Annotated in this window: 16 protein-coding genes, 1 tRNA gene and 1 riboswitch; of the genes, 3 read left to right on the top strand and 14 right to left on the bottom strand. The window is 48.4% G+C overall.

Annotated features, from left to right (window positions below; translation table 11 throughout):
• Window positions 1-9: 9 nt before the first annotated feature.
• Genes N774_RS0104890 through N774_RS0104880 form a run of 3 tightly spaced genes read right to left on the bottom strand, consistent with a single transcriptional unit; the run spans window position 10 to window position 2,182 of the window.
• Window positions 10-654: a riboflavin synthase gene (locus N774_RS0104890; protein WP_024860165.1), complete on the bottom strand. Its 645-nt coding sequence runs from the start codon at window positions 652-654 to the stop codon at window positions 10-12.
• Window positions 635-1,744, bottom strand: a complete 1,110-nt coding sequence (ribD, locus tag N774_RS0104885; protein ID WP_024860164.1) for a bifunctional diaminohydroxyphosphoribosylaminopyrimidine deaminase/5-amino-6-(5-phosphoribosylamino)uracil reductase RibD — start codon at window positions 1,742-1,744, stop codon at window positions 635-637. The genes N774_RS0104890 and ribD overlap by 20 nt, the downstream gene beginning before the upstream one ends.
• Before the next feature lie 60 nt (window positions 1,745-1,804).
• Window positions 1,805-2,182: a hypothetical protein gene (locus N774_RS0104880; RefSeq protein WP_024860163.1), complete on the bottom strand. Its 378-nt coding sequence runs from the start codon at window positions 2,180-2,182 to the stop codon at window positions 1,805-1,807.
• A 69-nt stretch (window positions 2,183-2,251) separates the two neighbouring features.
• Window positions 2,252-2,366: riboswitch (FMN riboswitch) on the bottom strand.
• Between the two features lie 299 nt (window positions 2,367-2,665).
• Between N774_RS0104880 and N774_RS0104875 the strand changes: the two genes are divergently transcribed.
• The gene (locus N774_RS0104875) at window positions 2,666-3,496 is read left to right on the top strand and encodes an Mrp/NBP35 family ATP-binding protein (RefSeq protein WP_024860162.1); all 831 of its coding nucleotides are present in this window, start codon (window positions 2,666-2,668) and stop codon (window positions 3,494-3,496) included.
• 258 nt (window positions 3,497-3,754) lie between these two features.
• Here N774_RS0104875 and N774_RS0104870 read toward each other — a convergent pair whose 3' ends face one another.
• From N774_RS0104870 to N774_RS0104830, 9 genes are all read right to left on the bottom strand, one after another.
• Complete coding sequence (locus N774_RS0104870; protein WP_024860161.1) at window positions 3,755-4,774, bottom strand: rod shape-determining protein; 1,020 nt, start codon at window positions 4,772-4,774, stop codon at window positions 3,755-3,757.
• A gap of 16 nt (window positions 4,775-4,790) precedes the next feature.
• A complete protein-coding gene (gene recD2 / locus N774_RS0104865) occupies window positions 4,791-7,013 on the bottom strand; it encodes an SF1B family DNA helicase RecD2 (protein ID WP_024860160.1) in 2,223 nt (740 codons plus the stop codon).
• 48 nt (window positions 7,014-7,061) lie between these two features.
• Window positions 7,062-7,406: a hypothetical protein gene (locus N774_RS0104860; RefSeq protein WP_024860159.1), complete on the bottom strand. Its 345-nt coding sequence runs from the start codon at window positions 7,404-7,406 to the stop codon at window positions 7,062-7,064.
• A 78-nt stretch (window positions 7,407-7,484) separates the two neighbouring features.
• The gene (locus N774_RS0104855; protein ID WP_024860158.1) at window positions 7,485-8,531 is read right to left on the bottom strand and encodes an acyltransferase; all 1,047 of its coding nucleotides are present in this window, start codon (window positions 8,529-8,531) and stop codon (window positions 7,485-7,487) included.
• Window positions 8,524-9,327 (bottom strand): hypothetical protein, encoded by an 804-nt coding sequence (locus N774_RS0104850; protein WP_024860157.1) that lies wholly within the window; start codon window positions 9,325-9,327, stop codon window positions 8,524-8,526. The genes N774_RS0104855 and N774_RS0104850 overlap by 8 nt, the downstream gene beginning before the upstream one ends.
• 17 nt (window positions 9,328-9,344) lie before the next feature.
• A complete protein-coding gene (locus tag N774_RS18035) occupies window positions 9,345-10,751 on the bottom strand; it encodes a dockerin type I domain-containing protein (RefSeq protein ID WP_024860156.1) in 1,407 nt (468 codons plus the stop codon).
• 130 nt (window positions 10,752-10,881) lie between these two features.
• Window positions 10,882-12,045, bottom strand: a complete 1,164-nt coding sequence (locus N774_RS0104840) for a hypothetical protein (RefSeq protein WP_024860155.1) — start codon at window positions 12,043-12,045, stop codon at window positions 10,882-10,884.
• Window positions 12,042-12,503 carry an RNA polymerase sigma factor gene (locus N774_RS0104835; protein WP_024860154.1) on the bottom strand — a complete coding sequence of 154 codons (462 nt, stop codon included), beginning with the start codon at window positions 12,501-12,503 and terminating at the stop codon, window positions 12,042-12,044. Before N774_RS0104835 ends, N774_RS0104840 begins: the two co-directional genes overlap by 4 nt.
• 383 nt (window positions 12,504-12,886) lie before the next feature.
• Window positions 12,887-14,434 (bottom strand): serpin family protein, encoded by a 1,548-nt coding sequence (locus tag N774_RS0104830; RefSeq protein WP_024860153.1) that lies wholly within the window; start codon window positions 14,432-14,434, stop codon window positions 12,887-12,889.
• 741 nt (window positions 14,435-15,175) lie between these two features.
• Between N774_RS0104830 and abc-f the strand changes: the two genes are divergently transcribed.
• Complete coding sequence (gene abc-f / locus N774_RS0104825; RefSeq protein ID WP_024860152.1) at window positions 15,176-16,699, top strand: ribosomal protection-like ABC-F family protein; 1,524 nt, start codon at window positions 15,176-15,178, stop codon at window positions 16,697-16,699.
• Window positions 16,700-16,876: 177 nt separating this feature from the next.
• A tRNA-Gly gene (locus N774_RS0104820) sits at window positions 16,877-16,948 on the top strand.
• A 48-nt stretch (window positions 16,949-16,996) separates the two neighbouring features.
• Here the strand turns inward: N774_RS0104820 and N774_RS0104815 are convergent.
• The gene (locus N774_RS0104815; protein WP_196231530.1) at window positions 16,997-17,512 is read right to left on the bottom strand and encodes a cysteine hydrolase family protein; all 516 of its coding nucleotides are present in this window, start codon (window positions 17,510-17,512) and stop codon (window positions 16,997-16,999) included.
• 11 nt (window positions 17,513-17,523) lie between these two features.
• Window positions 17,524-18,096, bottom strand: a complete 573-nt coding sequence (locus N774_RS0104810) for a TetR/AcrR family transcriptional regulator (protein ID WP_024860150.1) — start codon at window positions 18,094-18,096, stop codon at window positions 17,524-17,526.
• Between the last annotated feature and the right edge of the window lie 187 nt (window positions 18,097-18,283).

The following is an 18,283-nucleotide window of genomic DNA, read 5'->3' as shown; positions in this document are numbered from 1 at the left end:
TTCTCCTTTTTAATATCCGTTTTTCGCAAGGAATTCCATGGTGATACCGCCTGTCTTTGGAGGCTCCGCAGGCTTCATGAGCTTCTCCACGTATTTGCCTATGATATCATTTTCAAGGTTCACCGTATCGCCTGCCTTTTTCGTGCCGAGGATAGTCTGCGCTGCAGTGTGGGGGATAATGGACACGCTGAACGATGTATCCGTCACCTTTGCCACCGTAAGGCTTATGCCGTCGATGGCTATGGAGCCCTTTTCCACGATATACCGCAGCAGCTCGGGAGCAGTGCTCACTGTGTACCACACGGCGATACCGTCATTTTTTATGTCGGTTATACTGCCTGTGCCGTCGATATGTCCCGAGACGATGTGTCCGCCAAAGCGTCCGTTTGCAGCCATTGCACGTTCAAGGTTTACTGGACTTCCTGTTGTGAGGCTGCCCAGCGATGAACGGCTGAAGGTCTCGTTCATAACGTCTGCGTGGAATACCGAGCCGTCGAAATGCGTTACCGTCAGGCATACGCCGTTAACGGCGATGCTGTCGCCGAGATGAACGTCCTCCAGTACCTTTTTTGCCTGTATCTCAATGAATGAGGAGCTGCCCGAGCGCTGAACACGCTTTACAGTACCTATCTCCTCAATTATTCCCGTGAACATCTTTCACCCTGCTTTCTATGAGAATATCATCGCCTATACGGACTATACGGCAAGGCTCCAGCATATATGCCTCCGCAGGCAGGGAAACGCCCTGTCCCGCAACGGGAGACTTGCCGCTGCCGCCGAACAGCTTTGGCGCTATATACGCCTGCACCTTGCTGACTATGCCCTCTTTCAGCGCTGACCAGTTCAGCTCGCCGCCGCCCTCAAGGAGAATACTGTCCAGTCTCTCCCTGCCGAGAAGCTTCATAAGGGCGGATAAGTCCACATGACCGTCCTTTGGCTCTGTTTTGATTATACGGCAGCCTGCTCTTTCGTACATGGCAGCCTTTTCGTTATCCTCGGATATGGTAGCGATGACCGTGGGAACTTCTCTTGCTGTTTTCAGTATATTGCAGTCAAGGGGAGTTCTCAGTGAGCTGTCGCAGATAATGCGCAGCGGGTCTCTGCCGTTTTCAAGGCGGCAGGTGAGCAGGGGATCGTCCGCAAGGACTGTACCTATCCCCACCATTATGGCACTGTGGCGCATGCGCTCCTGCTGAACATGAGCGCGGGCGGCTTCGCCTGTTATCCACTTGGATTCGCCTGTATAGCAGGCTATCTTGCCGTCGAGAGTCATGGCGTACTTAATGGTCACAAAGGGCGTACCTGTAGTGATATAGTGGAAGAATATCTCGTTGAGAGCGTCACATTCTTCCCTGAGTATACCCTCGGTGACTTCAATGCCGTGGTCGCGGAGTATCTCTACTCCCTTGCCTGCCACAAGGGGATTGGGGTCTGAGGAGCCTATGAACACCCGCTTTATGCCGTGTTCGATTATAGCTTCCGTGCAGGGCGGCTGCTTGCCGTAATGGCAGCAGGGCTCAAGGGTAACGTACATATCAGCTCCCCTGCAGTCTATGCGGTTTTCGTCGCAGTATGCAAATGCGGAGCGTTCCGCGTGCAGGTCGCCGTATTTCTTATGGTAGCCGCTGCCGATGATCTCGCCCTTTTTGACGATGACAGCTCCCACCATAGGGTTCGGCGATGTGAAGCCCATACCTTTTTTTGCGAGCCCGAGAGCCTCGCGCATAAATTCTTCGTTAGTCATAATAGCTCCTGTGATAAGTTAGTGGTGGTGAGGCAGATGAGATCTGTCCGTGTGGTGTTTTTATTCTTCTGATTTTTTAATGCTTGTGATGTGTCCGAAGTATTTTATGTAAATGAACAATACTATATAGATTGCTATAAAAATTGGTGCTGTAATGATAAGTGTCTTTTTCAGGTTCAGCTCACCGTTTATAAAGAACGAGTATGCGCATCTGATAACGAGGGTCACGGCGAAGCAGACCAGAAAATGGAGTGGTATGCGGAAGACGCTTTTCCAGTTGAGTATGGCAAAGGACAAGCCGTAGATGATAGAAGCTCCAAGCCATATGAGCACAGAGATCATGGTGTCATTAAAGCCGTTGTCAATGATTATCATCGGTGTGAATATAAGAGTGCCAAGACCTATGGTAAGGAAAATATTGCGGAATGTATTTTTCATAGCGAACTCCTTATAATAGAAAAAGCCCCTGTTGCGGGGCGTGAAGTCATATACTGCACTTAATGTGCGGCTTATCTTCTTTCATCCGGACTTTACCGTCGGCTTCGGAATCACACCGAATCAGCCAAAAGGCTCGCAGGCTATAACTGCCGGTCAGGACTTTCACCTAACCCCGAAGATATAATGTGGATATTCAGTTATTTATCGGGAGTATACGACGGGAGCGGAGACACTCCGCCTGCCGGTAGGGAATCACCCCCTGCCCCGAAGACAATTTATTAGTTGAGAATTGAGAGTAAATGTGTTTGCTGCACAGACTATTTTAAATATTATCGCCGTTAGGCGATACAATAACTGTCAGCTTTAAACTGTCAACTCTCAACTGATATTATATCACTGTGTTATACATTTGTCAATATGCTATTGCTATTTTCTGAATAATGTGGTATAATATTATCATTATATCATAAGGAGTGTTTTTTAATGAGCGAATGTACACACGATTGCTCAAGCTGCGGAAGCGACTGCGGCAGCAGACAGGAGCCCCAGAGCCTTCTGGAGCAGCCTAACAAGATGAGTAATATCGGCAAGGTAGTCGGAGTTGTCAGCGGTAAGGGCGGTGTCGGTAAGACCCTCGTTTCTTCTCTGCTTGCTGTTTCTATGCAGCGTCTCGGCAAGAACGTAGGTATCATGGATGCTGATATCACAGGTCCGTCTATACCAAAGGCTTTCGGCATACACGAAAAGGCTGACGCCTGCGAGTTCGGCATTATCCCTGCTAAATCAAAAATGGGACTTGACATCATGTCAATAAATCTTCTCCTCGAGAACGAGTCTGACCCTGTAGTATGGAGAGGTCCTGTTATCGCAGGAGTTGTAAAGCAGTTCTGGACAGACGTTATCTGGAAGGACATAGACTGTCTAGTAGTTGATATGCCTCCGGGAACAGGCGACGTTCCGCTGACTGTTTTCCAGTCACTTCCTGTTGACGGTATCGTTATCGTTACCTCACCTCAGGAGCTTGTTTCCATGATCGTCGAGAAAGCAGTTAAAATGGCTAAGCTCATGAATATACCTATCCTTGGTATCATCGAGAATATGAGCTATTTTGAATGTCCCGACTGCGGCAAGCGCCACAGCATCTACGGCGAGAGCCATATCGAGGAGATAGCTGCACAGTATGATATCCCCGTACTTGCGAAGCTCCCTATTGATCCGCAGCTTGCAAAGCTCTGCGATCAGGGTACCATAGAACTCTTCGAGGGCGAGTGGCTCACAGAAGCTGCCGAGAAGATAGTTTCAATGGATAAGTGATATTATTGTAGGGGCGGATAATTATCCGCCCTTTTTAGTTGAGATTTGAGAATTAAGAGTTGAGAGTGTAGGGGCTTTCTTTGGCAGTCCATACCTATCGAAATAAATAACATGAACCAACTGTAGGGGCGGCGTTTCGCCGCCCGTCGGAAACAATGCAATTAACATGAACGTGCTGTAGGGACGACCAAAGGTCGTCCTTTTTTTGTCATATAATGAAAAAAGGCGGATAGTATCCGCCCTTATAATAATTCCGAATTAACGATATTTATACACCGTAGCAGCCTCGAAACCGTCAAGCAGCGTTGTCATTCTTCCAAATGCCATACCTGTGCCCTTGGCAACGCAGTTTATTGAGTCCTTGGCGATATTGCAGTTTATACCCAGTGTTCTCTTGATGAGCTGAGTAAGTCCGCCCAGGAGTGCGCCGCCGCCTGTGAGCAGGAGACCGTTGTCGTAGATATCTCCCACAAGCTCCGGGGGAGCTTCTTCAAGCACCTTGCGGATAGCCTCCATGATAGAAAAGGTGTCGTCCTCGATAGCCTCAAAGAGCTCAGTTTCGCTGAGAAGCACCTGTGCGGGGAGACCTTTAAGGAGACTTCTGCCCTTGACGATGTAGGTCATTTCGTCGCTTGGATCATAAAGGTTGCATAGTTCTATCTTTACCTTTTCAGCAGTCCTCTCACCGATAAGGAGCTTGTACTTGTTCTGCATATACTTGATGATAGAGCGGTCGATTGCATTGCCTGCCACCTTGACCGTATGGGAGCGCACAACACCGTTCATGGAAACTATAGCAACATCGGTAGTACCGCCGCCGATGTCCACTATCATGTGTCCTTTAGCCTTGGTGATGTTGACGCCTGCGCCTATCATAGCGGCAATTGGCTCCTGTATAAGATAGACTTGTCTCGAACCTGCGCTCTTGGCAGCTTCTACAACTGCACGGCTCTCGATATCAGTGATGAACGAGGGTATGCAGATAACGATACGGGGCTTCATGAGCTGTCTGCCTGTGACCTTGAGTATGAACTCGCGTATCATGCTGTGGGTCAGGTCGTCGTCGGAGATAACGCCCTCGCTGATAGGACGTCTTACTGCAATATAGTCGGGATTTCTGCCTATCATCTCATAGGCTTCCTTGCCCACAGCAAGAACGCGCTCTGTACGTGTGTTGTATGCAATGACAGAGGGCTCGCTGAGCACAACGCCCTTGTTGCCCATAGTCATTACGATATTTGAGGTACCCAGATCGATACCGATATCAGTGTTTGCCATTTTTTATCTTCCTTTCTCACTGCTCAAAGGGGGAGCTGCTTTTCTGTGTCCCTGCGAGCATATGGCGCAGGCAGGTGTAACGCCGCGTGCGCTTGTTGTTGTCTACCATTTTATATATGTTCTCCTCAGTGCCGATAAGTATGAGGAGCTTTTTTGCTCTTGTAACTGCCGTGTACAGGAGATTCCTGTAGCACAGCTTGTCGAAGCCGCCCATGATAGGGAGTATCACCGCTTCAAACTCGCAGCCCTGACTTTTGTGTACTGTAACTGCGTAGGCAAGGTCTACCTGAGACAGCAGGTCAAAGGGATATGTAGCCTTTCTGCCGTCGAAGTCAATGACCGCAAGGGAGCTCCTGTTATCTATGCTGATTATGCGACCTATGTCGCCGTTGAAGATACCTGCGCCCTGTTCGCCGTCCTTGGACCATGTTATGTCGTAGTTGTTCCGCGTCTGCATGACCTTGTCGCCCTCGCGGTAGGTGTAGACATAGCCCTTTTTCTCCTGCTTGTTCTTAGCAGGGGGATTGAGCTCAGCCTGCAAAAGCTTGTTCAGCTCAACAGTTCCCGTAACGCCCTTGCGTGAGGGAGTAAGCACCTGTATATCCTCAGTTGGGGAGTAGTTATAAGCCTTGGGCAGCCTTGTCTTTGCAAGGTCTGTTATGAGCTTCAGCGCCTGCTGATAGTCGCTTCTCTTGAAGAAAAAGAAGTCGGAGTCCTTACGTTCAAGGTCGGGATATTCTCCCGCTACTATCTTGTGAGCGTTGGTAACGATACAGCTCTGCTGCGCCTGTCGGAATATCTCTTTCAGCTCCGTAACGGGAACGATACCGCTGTCGATTATATCGCCCAGAAGATTTCCTGCGCCCACTGATGGGAGCTGGTCGCTGTCGCCCACCATAATGAGCCTGCAGCCCAGACGTACTGCACGGAGGAGCTTCTCAAAGAGTACCACATCTACCATTGACATCTCGTCGATAACAAGGACGTCGCAGTCAAGGGGATTGTTCTCGTTATGTGCAAAGGTCAGCCTGTCTCCTGAGTCGTATACCACTTCAAGGAGGCGGTGTATTGTCTTGGCTTCGCAGCCTGCCAAGTCGGACATACGCTTTGCCGCGCGTCCCGTAGGAGCTGCAAGGAGGACTTTCATACCTCGCTTTTCAAATATGGAGATTATAGCGTTGAGAGTAGTGGTCTTACCTGTACCGGGACCTCCCGTAAGCACCATAAGTCCCCGTGATACAGCGGTGGTTATAGCCTGCCGCTGGAGCTTTTCGTATTTTATGTTATGCTCCTCTTCCTCAATATCTATAAGTGTATCATAGTTGAAGTCCTCGGGAGAGGAGAAGTCTTTCAGTATATGTATCCTGTCCGCAATGAAGCTCTCCGCGTAGAAGTAATCGGGGAGGTACACGAACTCTATCTCGTTCTTGACATACTCAAAGAGGTCGTCGTCATCAAGTGCGGCGTTGTATGCGGCGTAGAAGTCGCTCTCGGAAACGCCGAGAGTGTCCTGAGTTTTCTTTGCAAGGACTTCCAGAGGCAGACATGTATGACCTATGCCGCCGTTGGCGCGGAGTATGTACTGGACTCCTGCGATTATGCGCTTGCTGTCGTTGCGTGCGATATGCATATCGTGAGCTATAGTGTCCGCCTTGCCGAATTCAAGGTCGATATTCTCACTGCACAGCAGATAGGGATTCAGCTTCAATAAGGTCATAGCGTCGGAGCCGTACTTCCTGTAGGTATTCATGGCAAAGCGTGACTTCACCTCGTACTGTGACAGGAAGGACATAAGATTGCGCAGGCAGAAAAGCTTCTGAGCCTCTGCGGCTATCTCGTCGCATTTCTTTGGGGATATGCCCTTTATCTCAGCAAGACGAAAGGGAGCATTCTCCATGATATCGAGAGTGCGGTCACCGAATACCTCAACTATCTTCCTTGCCAGTCCCGGACCTATGCCCTTGACAGCTCCCGAAGCAAGATATTTCTCGATGTTGACTACAGTCTCGGGGAGCTTTCTCTCGCAGTACACTGCGCTGAACTGAGTGCCGAAGCGTGGGTGGGTGATATAGCTGCCCTCAAGGATAAGACCTTCACCCTCCTCGATGTCGCCAAGCTCTCCCACAACGGTAATGAGCTCGCCGCCTGCGTCAAGGTCAAGCACGATATAGCCGTTATTCTCATTTTTGTAAAGGACATTTTCCACAGTGCCCTCAATGTGAAGGACTTCGTGCTCCACCGTTTTCACCTCTGCATACAAACATTCAACTTATATTATACTATATATTCAATGAAAATGCAAATAGTTTTTCATAGATTTTTTGATATCCTCGGGGAGTATCAGCTCCGCGGCATGATAGCAGCTGCAGAACTCCCTGCAAAGCTGAATCTGCTCATCTGAGCCGTCCATGTCAATGAGCAGTACAGTTTCAATGAAGCTGCTTCCGTCCTCCATGAGAGAGGATATGTACTCCAGACGCTGCGGGAGCTCCTTATCCTGTGCAAATATGGGCAGAACAGCGCAGAGGGGGTAGCTTTTGCGTTTCAGCTTTGAGCAGAGAAACAGGCATGTAAGCTCCGCGACGGCGATAACTGTAACGACCACAATGGCGATTATATCAGCTTTTTCCATAAGACCACTCCTTCCGCATCATTATATGCGCAGAAAATGCGGGGTGATACAAAAAAGCTCCCCGCAGGGAGCTTGCAGTCATATTATCCTGTTCACACAGGGAACGAATTTCAGCAGTCTTGTTATGACGTAGGATATCACAAGAGTTATCAGGCATATGCCGATGACTGCTATAGTGCCGCCGTGTTCAAAGGGGTTGAACTTCACAACAGCGAAGATGTATTTCAGTATGACCATGTGTATGAGGTATATGCCAAAGGAGCAGCTGTCCAGCTCTGCTGCGATAGTATCCAGAACGGGAACGGGCTTGTTCTTGGTCCTGCGGAAGTAACCGTAAGCTCCTATGGAAGCCGCAATATACAGCGGGAAAGCGTAAGTTTCAATAAGAGCCTTGACCTTTCCGCTTGATTCGGGAGCTGTTTCAGCTGATGTACAGCTGTACACCGTAAGCATAGCGGTTATTCCGATACAGATAAGGAACATCAGTCCGCAGGCATTCTTCGGTAGCTTTATCACTCCTGTGTGGAGCACATGACCGAGGAACAGATAAAGCGGATAGATAGTGTACACGCATATATAGAATGGCAGCTTTTTGCCCGATATAGTCTCTATAAACGGTATCACCGACAGGAATACGCAGTACACAAGGAGCAGATATTTCAGGTCGTTGGGCTTTGCGTTTGCACTTATCATCTTATAGAATGGGAGAAGGAGATATATCGCCAGCATAAGGTAGATATACCACATATGCGCCCAGCCTGTGCCGAGGAATATATCGCTGAAAATGTCCTTTACAGTATCTCCCGCAGATGAGTGCTTGATAAGTACTGCGTCAAACAGCGAGAACAGCAGTGAGAATACCACAAGAGCAATTGCCATACGGGGAATGTATTTCCCGAAAAGCTTTTTGCCCGACAGTATTCGGTTCCTGTCAAGGAGAAGTGCTCCCGAAGCCATTACGAAGCAGGGAACAGCCCACATCATGGCATTTCTTATGGAGAGCATAGCGCTCTGAGCGCCTGTATCTGCCGCAAAGGCATTGGCTGCGTAGAATGAATGGAGAACCACAACAGCAATGCAGGCAAGTGCTTTCAGACGGCTCAGATAGAGTATGCGATTATTCATTGAAGAGTCCGCCGCCGTTTAAGCAGCCGCCGTTGCCTACACAGCCGCCGTTAGGATCCTGTGCTTCTGTAGGAGCCTCGGTAGGAGCTATATAAACAGTAGTAGGCTCTACGTATACAGGCTCGGTGTATACAGGCTCCTGATAAGCAGGCTGAGTGTATACAGGCTCTTCGTAGTAGGAATTATCTATCTCAGATGCAGCTTCTGCAGGTTCCTCTGTCTTTGCAGTCTCTGCTATCATCTTCTCAGCTTCCTTGGTACTTGTCTTCTTGTCAGTGAGCTTTGAAGTGTACTCGATGTATGCAACGTCCTTGTCCATGAGTATCTCGGCATGGTCGAGATCGCCGAATGGGAACTGGTGGAGCTCAGCTTCCTTATCGTCTGAGAATGTGATCTTTACAGTGTACTCCTGAGTAGCTATCTCGTCTGTATCACCGTAGGTAACGTCGCTTGTCTTAACGGGAACGTAGTAGAGAGTACGTCTTTCGTTCTTTGCGTAAGGGTCAGCCTCGTCGATCATATTGGCAGGGTACTCCTCCTCGGTATCAGCCTTTACAGTGAAGCCCTTGATGTCCTTGCCTGTCTTGTTGTCGATAACGATGATGTAAACAGAATCACCTGTAGCCTTGTCACCGATGAGCTTCATCTTGTCCTCGGATGTGGTAGGCTCTGTGGCTACTGCCTTTGTGGCAGGCTGTGTGGTGGTCTGTGTGTTGTTGGCAGCAGTGGTTACCTTTCCGCAGCCTGCAAGAACGAGAGCTGCGATGAATGCCATTGTACCTAAGATCTTCTTCATGATTTATCCTCCCTTGGTCAGCTCATTACGGTATCTTTCTGATATATCCATGTACCTGACTGACCGTATGTTATCATATAACCGTTTCTCTTTGTTTCTTCTGTGAAGTCGGGGTCACAGACGTAAGTCGTGCCTTCAAATGTTATCTCTACCCATGAGTGAGGACCGTAGCCGCCTGCCTTGAGGGGAACACGTCCTGAGATCTGATGAGCGTCATAGCCGAGAAGCTTTGCCATTTCGCAGAACATAGCAGCCATAACGTAGCAGTTGCCCTTGCCGTTGGTGAAGCCGTAGTCTGCATACCACTGCATTGTGGTCTTGTCGTCCTTGGGGAAATCAGCAGGGCCGTAGTATGGTATAACAGAAGCGTTGAATGCTTTCTGGAGATCCCAGCCTACATTATCGAGCTTTTCCTTAGCCATAGGATAAGGGCATGTAGTGGTGGTAGTTGTTGTTGTGGGCGGCGGAGCAGTAGTGGATACTGTCCACTTTGTCTCGGTGGCGTAATAATCCTTTCTGAGGACTACCGCCTGTGCGATAACAGCTGCCGCAAATCCGATAGGATCTTCCGAATGGAACTCGGAAGCGCTAACTGTTACCTTGCTGTCCTTATAGTTTACTGAATCTATCTTTACATCGGGATAAGCTGTATACTTTGCATCGGGCTCGGCGATCTTTGTGACATACGCCATATTTACATAGCCTGTTACGCCGTTTATATTTACATGACCGTAGGTCCCGTCACTGTAGGTGATAGTGAACTTCTGTCCGGGAAGTATCTTTCCAAGTGATTCGGAATTGAAGTCATGGGCTTTTCTGATATTCATGTACTCTGTAACAGCCTCTGACGGCACATATGTACCTGCGTAAGCTGAAGTACAGCCGCAGGGCGCCTTTACTACAGGAGTCTTGACCTTGTAAGCCTCGGGGTCGAAGTAAACAGGCTTTATCATGAGTACCGAGTCCTTGAAGAAGCTGTCGGTATATTTGTCTGTATAGGTCTTTACAACAGCCTCCGAGAAGTAAGGCGAGAGAGCCTTTTTCAGCTCTTCCTGAGAGCCTACCACAGTACCGCCTGCCTGTGCATCCAGCTTTTTGAGGGCGTCTGTGAAGCCGCTCTGTATACGGTCTGTAACCGCCTTGAATTTCAGGCTTCTCGGTGTGGTGAGAATGAGCTTTCTCAGTGCGGAAACGTCAAAGGAGTTGACAGCTCCGTCACCGTTTATGTCAGCTGCTTCGGACTGTGACTGGTCGAGTTCGGCTTTGCCCAGTACATAATTCTGGAGCAGAGTAAGATCGTCTGCGCTGATAACGTTGTCTTTGTTTAGGTCGCCTTTTGCGATAGCGTAAACAGAAGCGGGCAAAATAGCTGCTGTGGATATGGCAGCTGCCAGCAGTACGCTTATCACCTTCTGATGCTTCATAAGAAAATCTTCCTTTCATATAAATCGTTCCATATAAACATAACGCGCCGGCGAAAGGAAATGTGACAAAAATGGCGCAATTTTTTTCAGAAAAATATGGAACGAATAAATTTACGCGAAATACAGGCGTTTATCTCAGCTCGTCAAACATTTCTTCCGTGAAGTAATAGTTTCCGTTGTCAACAGAGACATAGTTGCCGTGAATTTTTCTGAAAACGGCTATGTTTCCTGCTGCGGCAGAGGTATATGCTCCTTCGGGAATGTCGTTTCCGCCTTTGATGATGAAGAACAGATACTGAGCTCCCTCATTCTGGCTGAACCTGCTCTCACCCTTTTCGTATACAGAGTATTCTTCGGGGTGATCGATATATACGTCGTTGTGTGTTTCCATATATTTTTCGGCAGGGACATATCCGCCGCTGAAAAGCACGGTTATCCTGTCTGTTTCGTTCAGCTCTCCCTTATAGGAGCTTATCACGCTCAGGTCCTCTGCGGTAAATGCTTCTCCGTCAATAGAAGTATACACCATTTCGTCCACATTTGCAAGTATTACGCCGTCGGAAGCATCATACAGGCTTTTCAGCATATCTGAATTGTTTATGGGCTTGCCTACTGTTGGAGCTCCTGCGTTGTCGTCTGTGGGATAGAGCTGGTCCTCTGTGAGAGTTTTATCACGGAGGTAGTATACTGTATCTGGAGTTACAGTCATATCACGTCCCGAGCTGCTGTTTTCATATGCGTTGCTGTCCTTTTGGTTAGAACCGCTGACATCGGGTGCAGCTGTGGTTGTCGTGACGGGCTTCTGAGTGGTATCGTTCTTTGTCTCATGCCCTGCGGTAGTACGTGCGGCTGTAGTCTTAACGGCTGTGCCTGACGTTGAAGCCTTTTCGGTCTGTGCAGCTGCTGTCTTTGATGAGGTCACTGTCTTTGTTGTTGTAACGGCAGAGCCTGTGACCTTTGACGTTGTGGTCTTGACAGCTTTCCCTTCTGCGGCTGTTGTTGTGACAGCTGACGGTGGGGCTGAGCTTTCTGTCACGGAGGCGGTCTCGGTAACTGTAACGATACCGTCATTGCCGTTTCCAAAATCCGTGGTATCCTTTGGCATATGTGTGAGAACGCCGATTATCACCGCTATCATTGCGGCTGCTGCGGCAAACCGCATCACAATAGGCGGTATACGTTTTTTATCATTGTTCCGGGAGAGCTTTGAGAACTCTTCCAGAAACTCCTGTTTTTTGTCGGGCTCGGGGAAGTCAAAGGCTTCCTTGAGAGCTTTTAACTCTTTATCTGTCATATAAGCTCCTCCTTTCCCAGATACTCATGCATCCTGCCGAGGATACTGTTTATCCTGCGGTTCAGGGCAAAACGCGACATGTTATGCAGCTTTGCGATGACGTTCAAAGGGACCTCGTTGACGTAGCGCAGGAGTATTATCTCTCTGTCCTCGTCGGAGAGCTTTGCAAGTGCCTGCTTCAGCTCAAAGTCCGCAAGAACGCTGCTCTCTATATCCTCGTCGGCGGCTTTGTCCTCGGGGAGCTCCGAAGTCTTGGTCCTGCGGAACTCGTCATTGCAGAGGTTGCCTGCGATAGTATAGAGAAGCTGCAGTGTCTTATCGACGCTGTTATAGTGTGGGTGTTCGAGGTAGCGAAGGAAGGTCTCCTGAGTTATATCCTCGGCGGTCTCCTTGTGGCGGACTCTCAGATAGCAGTATCGGTAAACCTTATCATACTGCTCGTCGATGCTTATCGGCATGAGCCCACCCCCTTCGCGCACTTATAAGATACATTATATCATATAATATGTAAGAAATCAACATCAGCAGGGGATAATTCGGCTTAAATGGCTAAAATGGAGGATATATGCGCTGCTTTTTGGTCAAACTGCGTAAAAACAGCGTCTATATACAGGAAAACCGTATCATTCCGATACGGTTTCCGATCTGTCCCCGCGCTGAGCCTCTTATGCGAAACAGGTCAACAAACCCATAATGACCTTTGACGCATATCCCGTTTTCCGAGTGGGACATAATAAAGAGGCTCTTGCAGAATTTGGATTTATGCTTGCCGCTGATGTGCAGATGCGGCTTGTATGATGTTACTATAACAGGCTATGCTTAAAACAATCTTAAAAAGGACTTATTCCAGTGAATTTAATACGCCTATGAATACAGGCAGATAAGTATCTGCATCGAAAATACAGTATACGAAAGGTCTGTCAAATACGACCTCTTTTTCGGGCACCATAGGCATTGCGTTGTCCTTCATTGCGACTATAGTTGCTGCGGCAGCCTTTGTGCCGTTTTCGTCAAGGTCGATAAAGGTCTTGTGCTTTACGTAGCCAATGAATAGGGGGTGTTCCTTTGCTATAGCCGACATGTTGGAGAAGTCTGCTGCACTCTCCGAGAATGCTGTTGGCATACCCATTTCGCAGAGCTCGTCATTGAGCTCGTTCTCGTACTCGTACTTGAACTTCGGCAGCTTTGCGTTCACCATTTCATACTGCTTGTTGTTGTATTCCGAGAGGAGCTTGTGGAGCTTCTCAGGGGTCATATCCTCGATGTATGTGTCTATGGAAGTATTCTCGTCGGGGAGCAGGGCTGCAAAGCCGTATCTTCTGCCCTTGTAGAACTTTACCATGCCCTCGGTATTCTCGTCACTGGTATATATCTCAGTGCTGCAAAGCATCTGTGCTTCCTGCTCGGTGCCGTCAGCAGCAGTGAACTTGCTGTCGCTGATCATGTATTTTTCATAGGGCTCCAGCCACTCAGCCTCGAATGCGACTGCGTTGACGAGATACATAACGTCGTCGGGAGCGATCTCATTGAGTATCTTTGGTATCATTTTGTTGGTCTTTGTGTTTACCCAGTTGTTCACGTCAGCAAGAGTAGTATCATCGAATGGTGCGATGTAGAACTCGGAGTCATAGTAGTCCACGCAGTTCTGGATAAAGCTTGGGAGCACCTGTATGCGGCTGCGGTCATTTCTTGCCCAAATGGAGTTGGCTGTGCTGAACGACCACTTAGCCCATTCGCTGGTATTCTGAGTGCTTTCACGCTGACCGCAGAGGTAGCGGTTGAGGCTCTGGATATCCATGCCGTCGCCAAGTACGTTTTCCATTTCCTTGAGAGTATCTCCCGCAGCGCCGTTGGCAGTCATGCCGAGAGCCTGTACTATGGAGTAGGGGGAGACAAGGTCGTTCTTGCCCTTGTCCTCAGCGTATGTCTTTTTGAAAATGTCAACAGTGAACTTGGTCTGGCTGTCGATGAATGCTCTGTTGTTCTGGTAGTCAAGCATTACATTGCCGATTGCATTTGGAGACCTCTTGATGCCTGTGCAGAGATTCTGTGCTGTTGTATCAACACTGGGCTCGGGAGCTGATGTTATATCGTTTACGATAAGCTTTCTCATGGATATGAGGTCGAAGATATCATAATTTCCGTCCTTGTTCACATCTGCTCCGGGACCGGGTTCGTTGTAGGGAACGAACAGACCCTTGTCGCCTCTGAGGAAGCGCTGGAAAATCACGATATCTGAAAGGTTGAACACATAGTCAAGATTGGCATCGCCTGCAACTATATTCTCACTGTTTAAAGGGGGAGTAGCCCATGCGGTCATGGCTCCCGAAGCAGCAGGTGCTGCAAGGCATAGTGCAGACACAGCTGCGATAAGCTTCCTGAATTTCATATAAAGACCTCCTTAAAATATACTTAGCTGAACGAAAGCACTGTTTGCGTTTTCATAAAGCTTAACGTTTGAGAGGGTTGAAATGTGTGGCTGAAATTGTAAATATTCTGTGAACATTTGCGGGGAACAACATTTACTTCATTAACATTTTTCGTGCGGAGATAACTACGCAGGCAAAATAACATTTTGTTCTTACAAGGGAACGCCTTCACTTGCAAGGCGTTTCCTCTTCCCAAACAGTCCACTGGACTGTTTTGGAATTCACCCTTTGCGAAGCGCCTTTGTATTATTTCGCTGTTCTCTGAAAGTTGTGAACAGCTACCAGAGGCGCTGCCTCTGGACTCTGCCAAAGGAACACAGTCCCTTTGAAATCCCATTCTACGTTGTTTCTTTAAAAAAAGACTTACTCTGCTATCGCTGTTGTCAGTTTCTCTTTTTTTCTTGACATTTCCGAAAAGCTGTGTTATACTGAGAGAAATCAAACTGAAAGAGGTGTGAGGATGAAATTATAATTCACTTTTGAACACATGAATATCAAAGCTGACAGTGTGGCTACAGGCATACTGTCTTATCATGTTGCCAAAAGTGGATTATGTTCTCATAACCTCTTTTTTGTGCTTTTTTGAATATTGCAGACGGGGATAACTGCACAGTTATGCTCTTTTTCTGAGGTTATAGATACGTAATGGAACTTTTTGGCAGCAAAGGGTTCCATTTTTTGTTTCGGAAGGAGAGATGAATATGTCACAGATAAATGTAAACGGACTGACATTTTACTATGAGGGTAGCTTCGATAATATTTTCGAGGACGTTTCCTTCTCCATAGATACCAACTGGAAGCTTGGCTTCATCGGGCGCAACGGCAAGGGCAAAACTACCTTTTTGCAGCTTCTTCTTGGCAGGTATTCCTACCGCGGAAGCATTGACTGCTCCGTAAAGTTCGAGTATTTCCCCTATGTTGTCACTTCGGAGCAGGCAGAGCTCACAGCTTCGGAGTTCATAAGCGATATAAAGCCCGACTGCGAGGAATGGCGGGTAATATGCGAGCTGTCACAGCTCCGCGAGGAAGCAGAGCTGCTGTATCGACCATTTAAGACTCTCAGCCACGGCGAGCGTACAAAGGTGCTGCTGGCAGTGCTGTTTTCGGGTGAGAACGATTTCCTGCTCATCGATGAGCCCACCAATCACCTTGACGCAGAAGCCCGCGAGACTGTCAAGGAGTATCTTGCAGGCAAAAAGGGCTTCATACTGGTGTCCCACGACCGCGACCTGCTGGACGCCTGCACAGACCATGTGCTGGTGCTGAACCGCAGGAGTATAGAGGTGCAGAGCGGCAACTTTTCCAGCTGGTGGGAGAACAAGCAGCGCCGCGACAGCTTCTCCATTGCTGAGAACGAGAAGCACAAAAAGGAGATAAAAAAGCTCCGACAGGCGGCAAAGCGCACCTCGGAGTGGGCTGACAAAAACGAGCGTACCAAGATAGGCTTCGACCCAATAAAGGAGCATGACAGATGTATCAGTACAAGGTCGTTCATCGGCGCCAAGACCAAAAAAATGCAGAGCCGCGTCAAGCAAATGGAAAAGCGCATCGACAGGGAGATAGAGGAAAAAGAGGGGCTTCTCAACGACCTTGAACGCAAAGCCGAGCTGAAGCTCTCGCAGCTTCGGCACCACAAGAATACCCTCATAAACATAAGGGACTACAGCGTGCAGTACCCCGACACTGACAAGCCTGTTTTCACAGGTCTGGACTTAGAGGTGAAAAGGGGAGAGCGCATTGCCCTCCACGGCGGCAACGGCTGCGGAAAATCCACCCTGATACATAGTATACTGGACAAAGCGCGTGGAGCTTCCCGTTCTGACGTTATGGAAAATGGTCTGTGCGAGACAGCTTCGGGGCTTATCATATCCTATGTGGATCAGGATACCTCGGGACTTCGCGGCGGCATTGCGGAGTTTTGCGACAGCCGCGGACTTGACCTCAGTATGTTCTGCACCATACTGAGACAGCTGAACCTTGAACGGTCGCAGCTCGTCAAGAAAATGGAGGAATTCTCCGAGGGACAGAAGAAAAAGGTGCTTCTTGCGGCAAGCCTGCTGACTCCTGCTCATATCTACATCTGGGACGAGCCTCTGAACTATATCGACGTGTTCTCACGCATACAGCTGGAGGAGCTTCTTCTCAGCTATGAGCCAACCATGCTTTTTGTGGAGCACGATGTACGCTTCCGCGAGAAGATAGCAACAAAAGTAAAGGAAATGTGATAATGCTTTGTAGGGGAGCCCGCCCACGAGCTCCCGATTGCTGTGATATTGTATATTTGCGGGAGGGCGTTCTCCCCTACAAATATTATATTTCCAACAATCCGGAATCAATTTATTGTTCCGACATTTTTCTGCCTTGACAATCAGCGGCAGATGTGGTATATTTATACCATAGCCGCAGATATAGTATAGTGGTCATTACTTCAGTTTCCCAAACTGAGGAGGCGGGTTCGATTCCCGTTATCTGCTTACGCATAGCTTTACCAGAAAAGTCCTCAGCATTGCTGAGGACTTTTCTTATATGTATTCAACGCCGTTTTGGGTGAGCTTTGTATGCTGCCTGGCTATTCTTTCGGGCTTGAAGCGGCAGCCCGTACAGCTTTTCAGCAGGGACACCTTGACCTTGGCTTTTGCAGCTCCCAGAGCTGTAGCTCCCACGCAGCCGCACTCGTCCAGACCGCATACCGCCACCTCGTCGTAGTTCTGAGAACTGAAATGCTCGCGGAACTTCTTGGCGGTAAAGGCATCGGGGAGATTCTTGTCGAAGCACAGGTCTGAGACCACATCAAGTCCGCTGTAGAGCTTTGCGCCTTCAGTGCCCTTAATGGAAAAGCCGATGAACCACCTGTTGGTGATGATGTTGGGGAATATCTGCAAGATGTAGATTATGTCCCAGCCCTTGTCCTTGTAGCTGTGTATGGCTTCGTTTACGCTGCCTACCAGTTCTTCCGTGTCATAGCTGAACATGGCCTTTCTTTTATCCCATAGGTAGTCATTCTGCATATCCACAACAAGCAGTGCTTTTTTGCTCATAATTATCCTCCTTATATCAGAAAACGTGAAATATTATCGGTGACGAATCGGCGAAGCTGCTCCTCGTCGGCAAGGTCGGTGTCTGCGTTCTGTTTCAGCTCCGCATATTTGAGTACGGCAAGCTCGTTCAGACTTGTTAGCTGAAATGTGAGCAGGCGGCACTCAGCCTCGGACTTTTGTACGCCGTAATGTGCCATGACAAAGGGCAGACTCTCCATGCCTGTTTGCAGGTCGCGCTCCAGCAGTATATACCGCGTGACAGCTTTTGCAATGCCCATGTTTTTCAGCATGAGTGACATCATAAACACATGAAGCTCTATTAGCTTTTCCTTTGGAGACAGCTGTGAGCCCATGACCTCACCGAAGCGCTTGTCTGCGGCGGCTGCTTTGTTCAGAAGCTGTGAGAACACTTCCGCAAGGAGCTTCTCCCGTGAGCCGAAGCAGTAGTTTATCATGGCAAGGTTCACCCCTGCGGCTTCGGTGATAGCTCTTGAAGTGACCTCCGAGGGATCATCGCAGTCCGTCATCAGTTTTTCGGCAGCTTCAAGAAGCTGCTTTTTAGTTCGCTCAATATCTCGTTTCATGGTCATGTCCTTTCTAATTAAACGCGTTTAATTATATTATACACAAATTTCTGAGTTTGTCAAGTACAAAATGAAAAAGTACCGACCGCGGCGATGATATTTAAATCATCGACCGAAGGTCGATACCTCAATTATTATTTATTCACTATTCTTTATTCATTATTCTTTTAGCGGTGACGCTAAAATC

This window comes from Ruminococcus flavefaciens AE3010, assembly GCF_000526795.1.
Classification (GTDB): domain Bacteria; phylum Bacillota; class Clostridia; order Oscillospirales; family Ruminococcaceae; genus Ruminococcus; species Ruminococcus flavefaciens_D.
The sequence above is the reverse complement of the archived record's forward strand: the minus strand, read 5'-3'. Positions and strand labels throughout refer to the sequence as shown.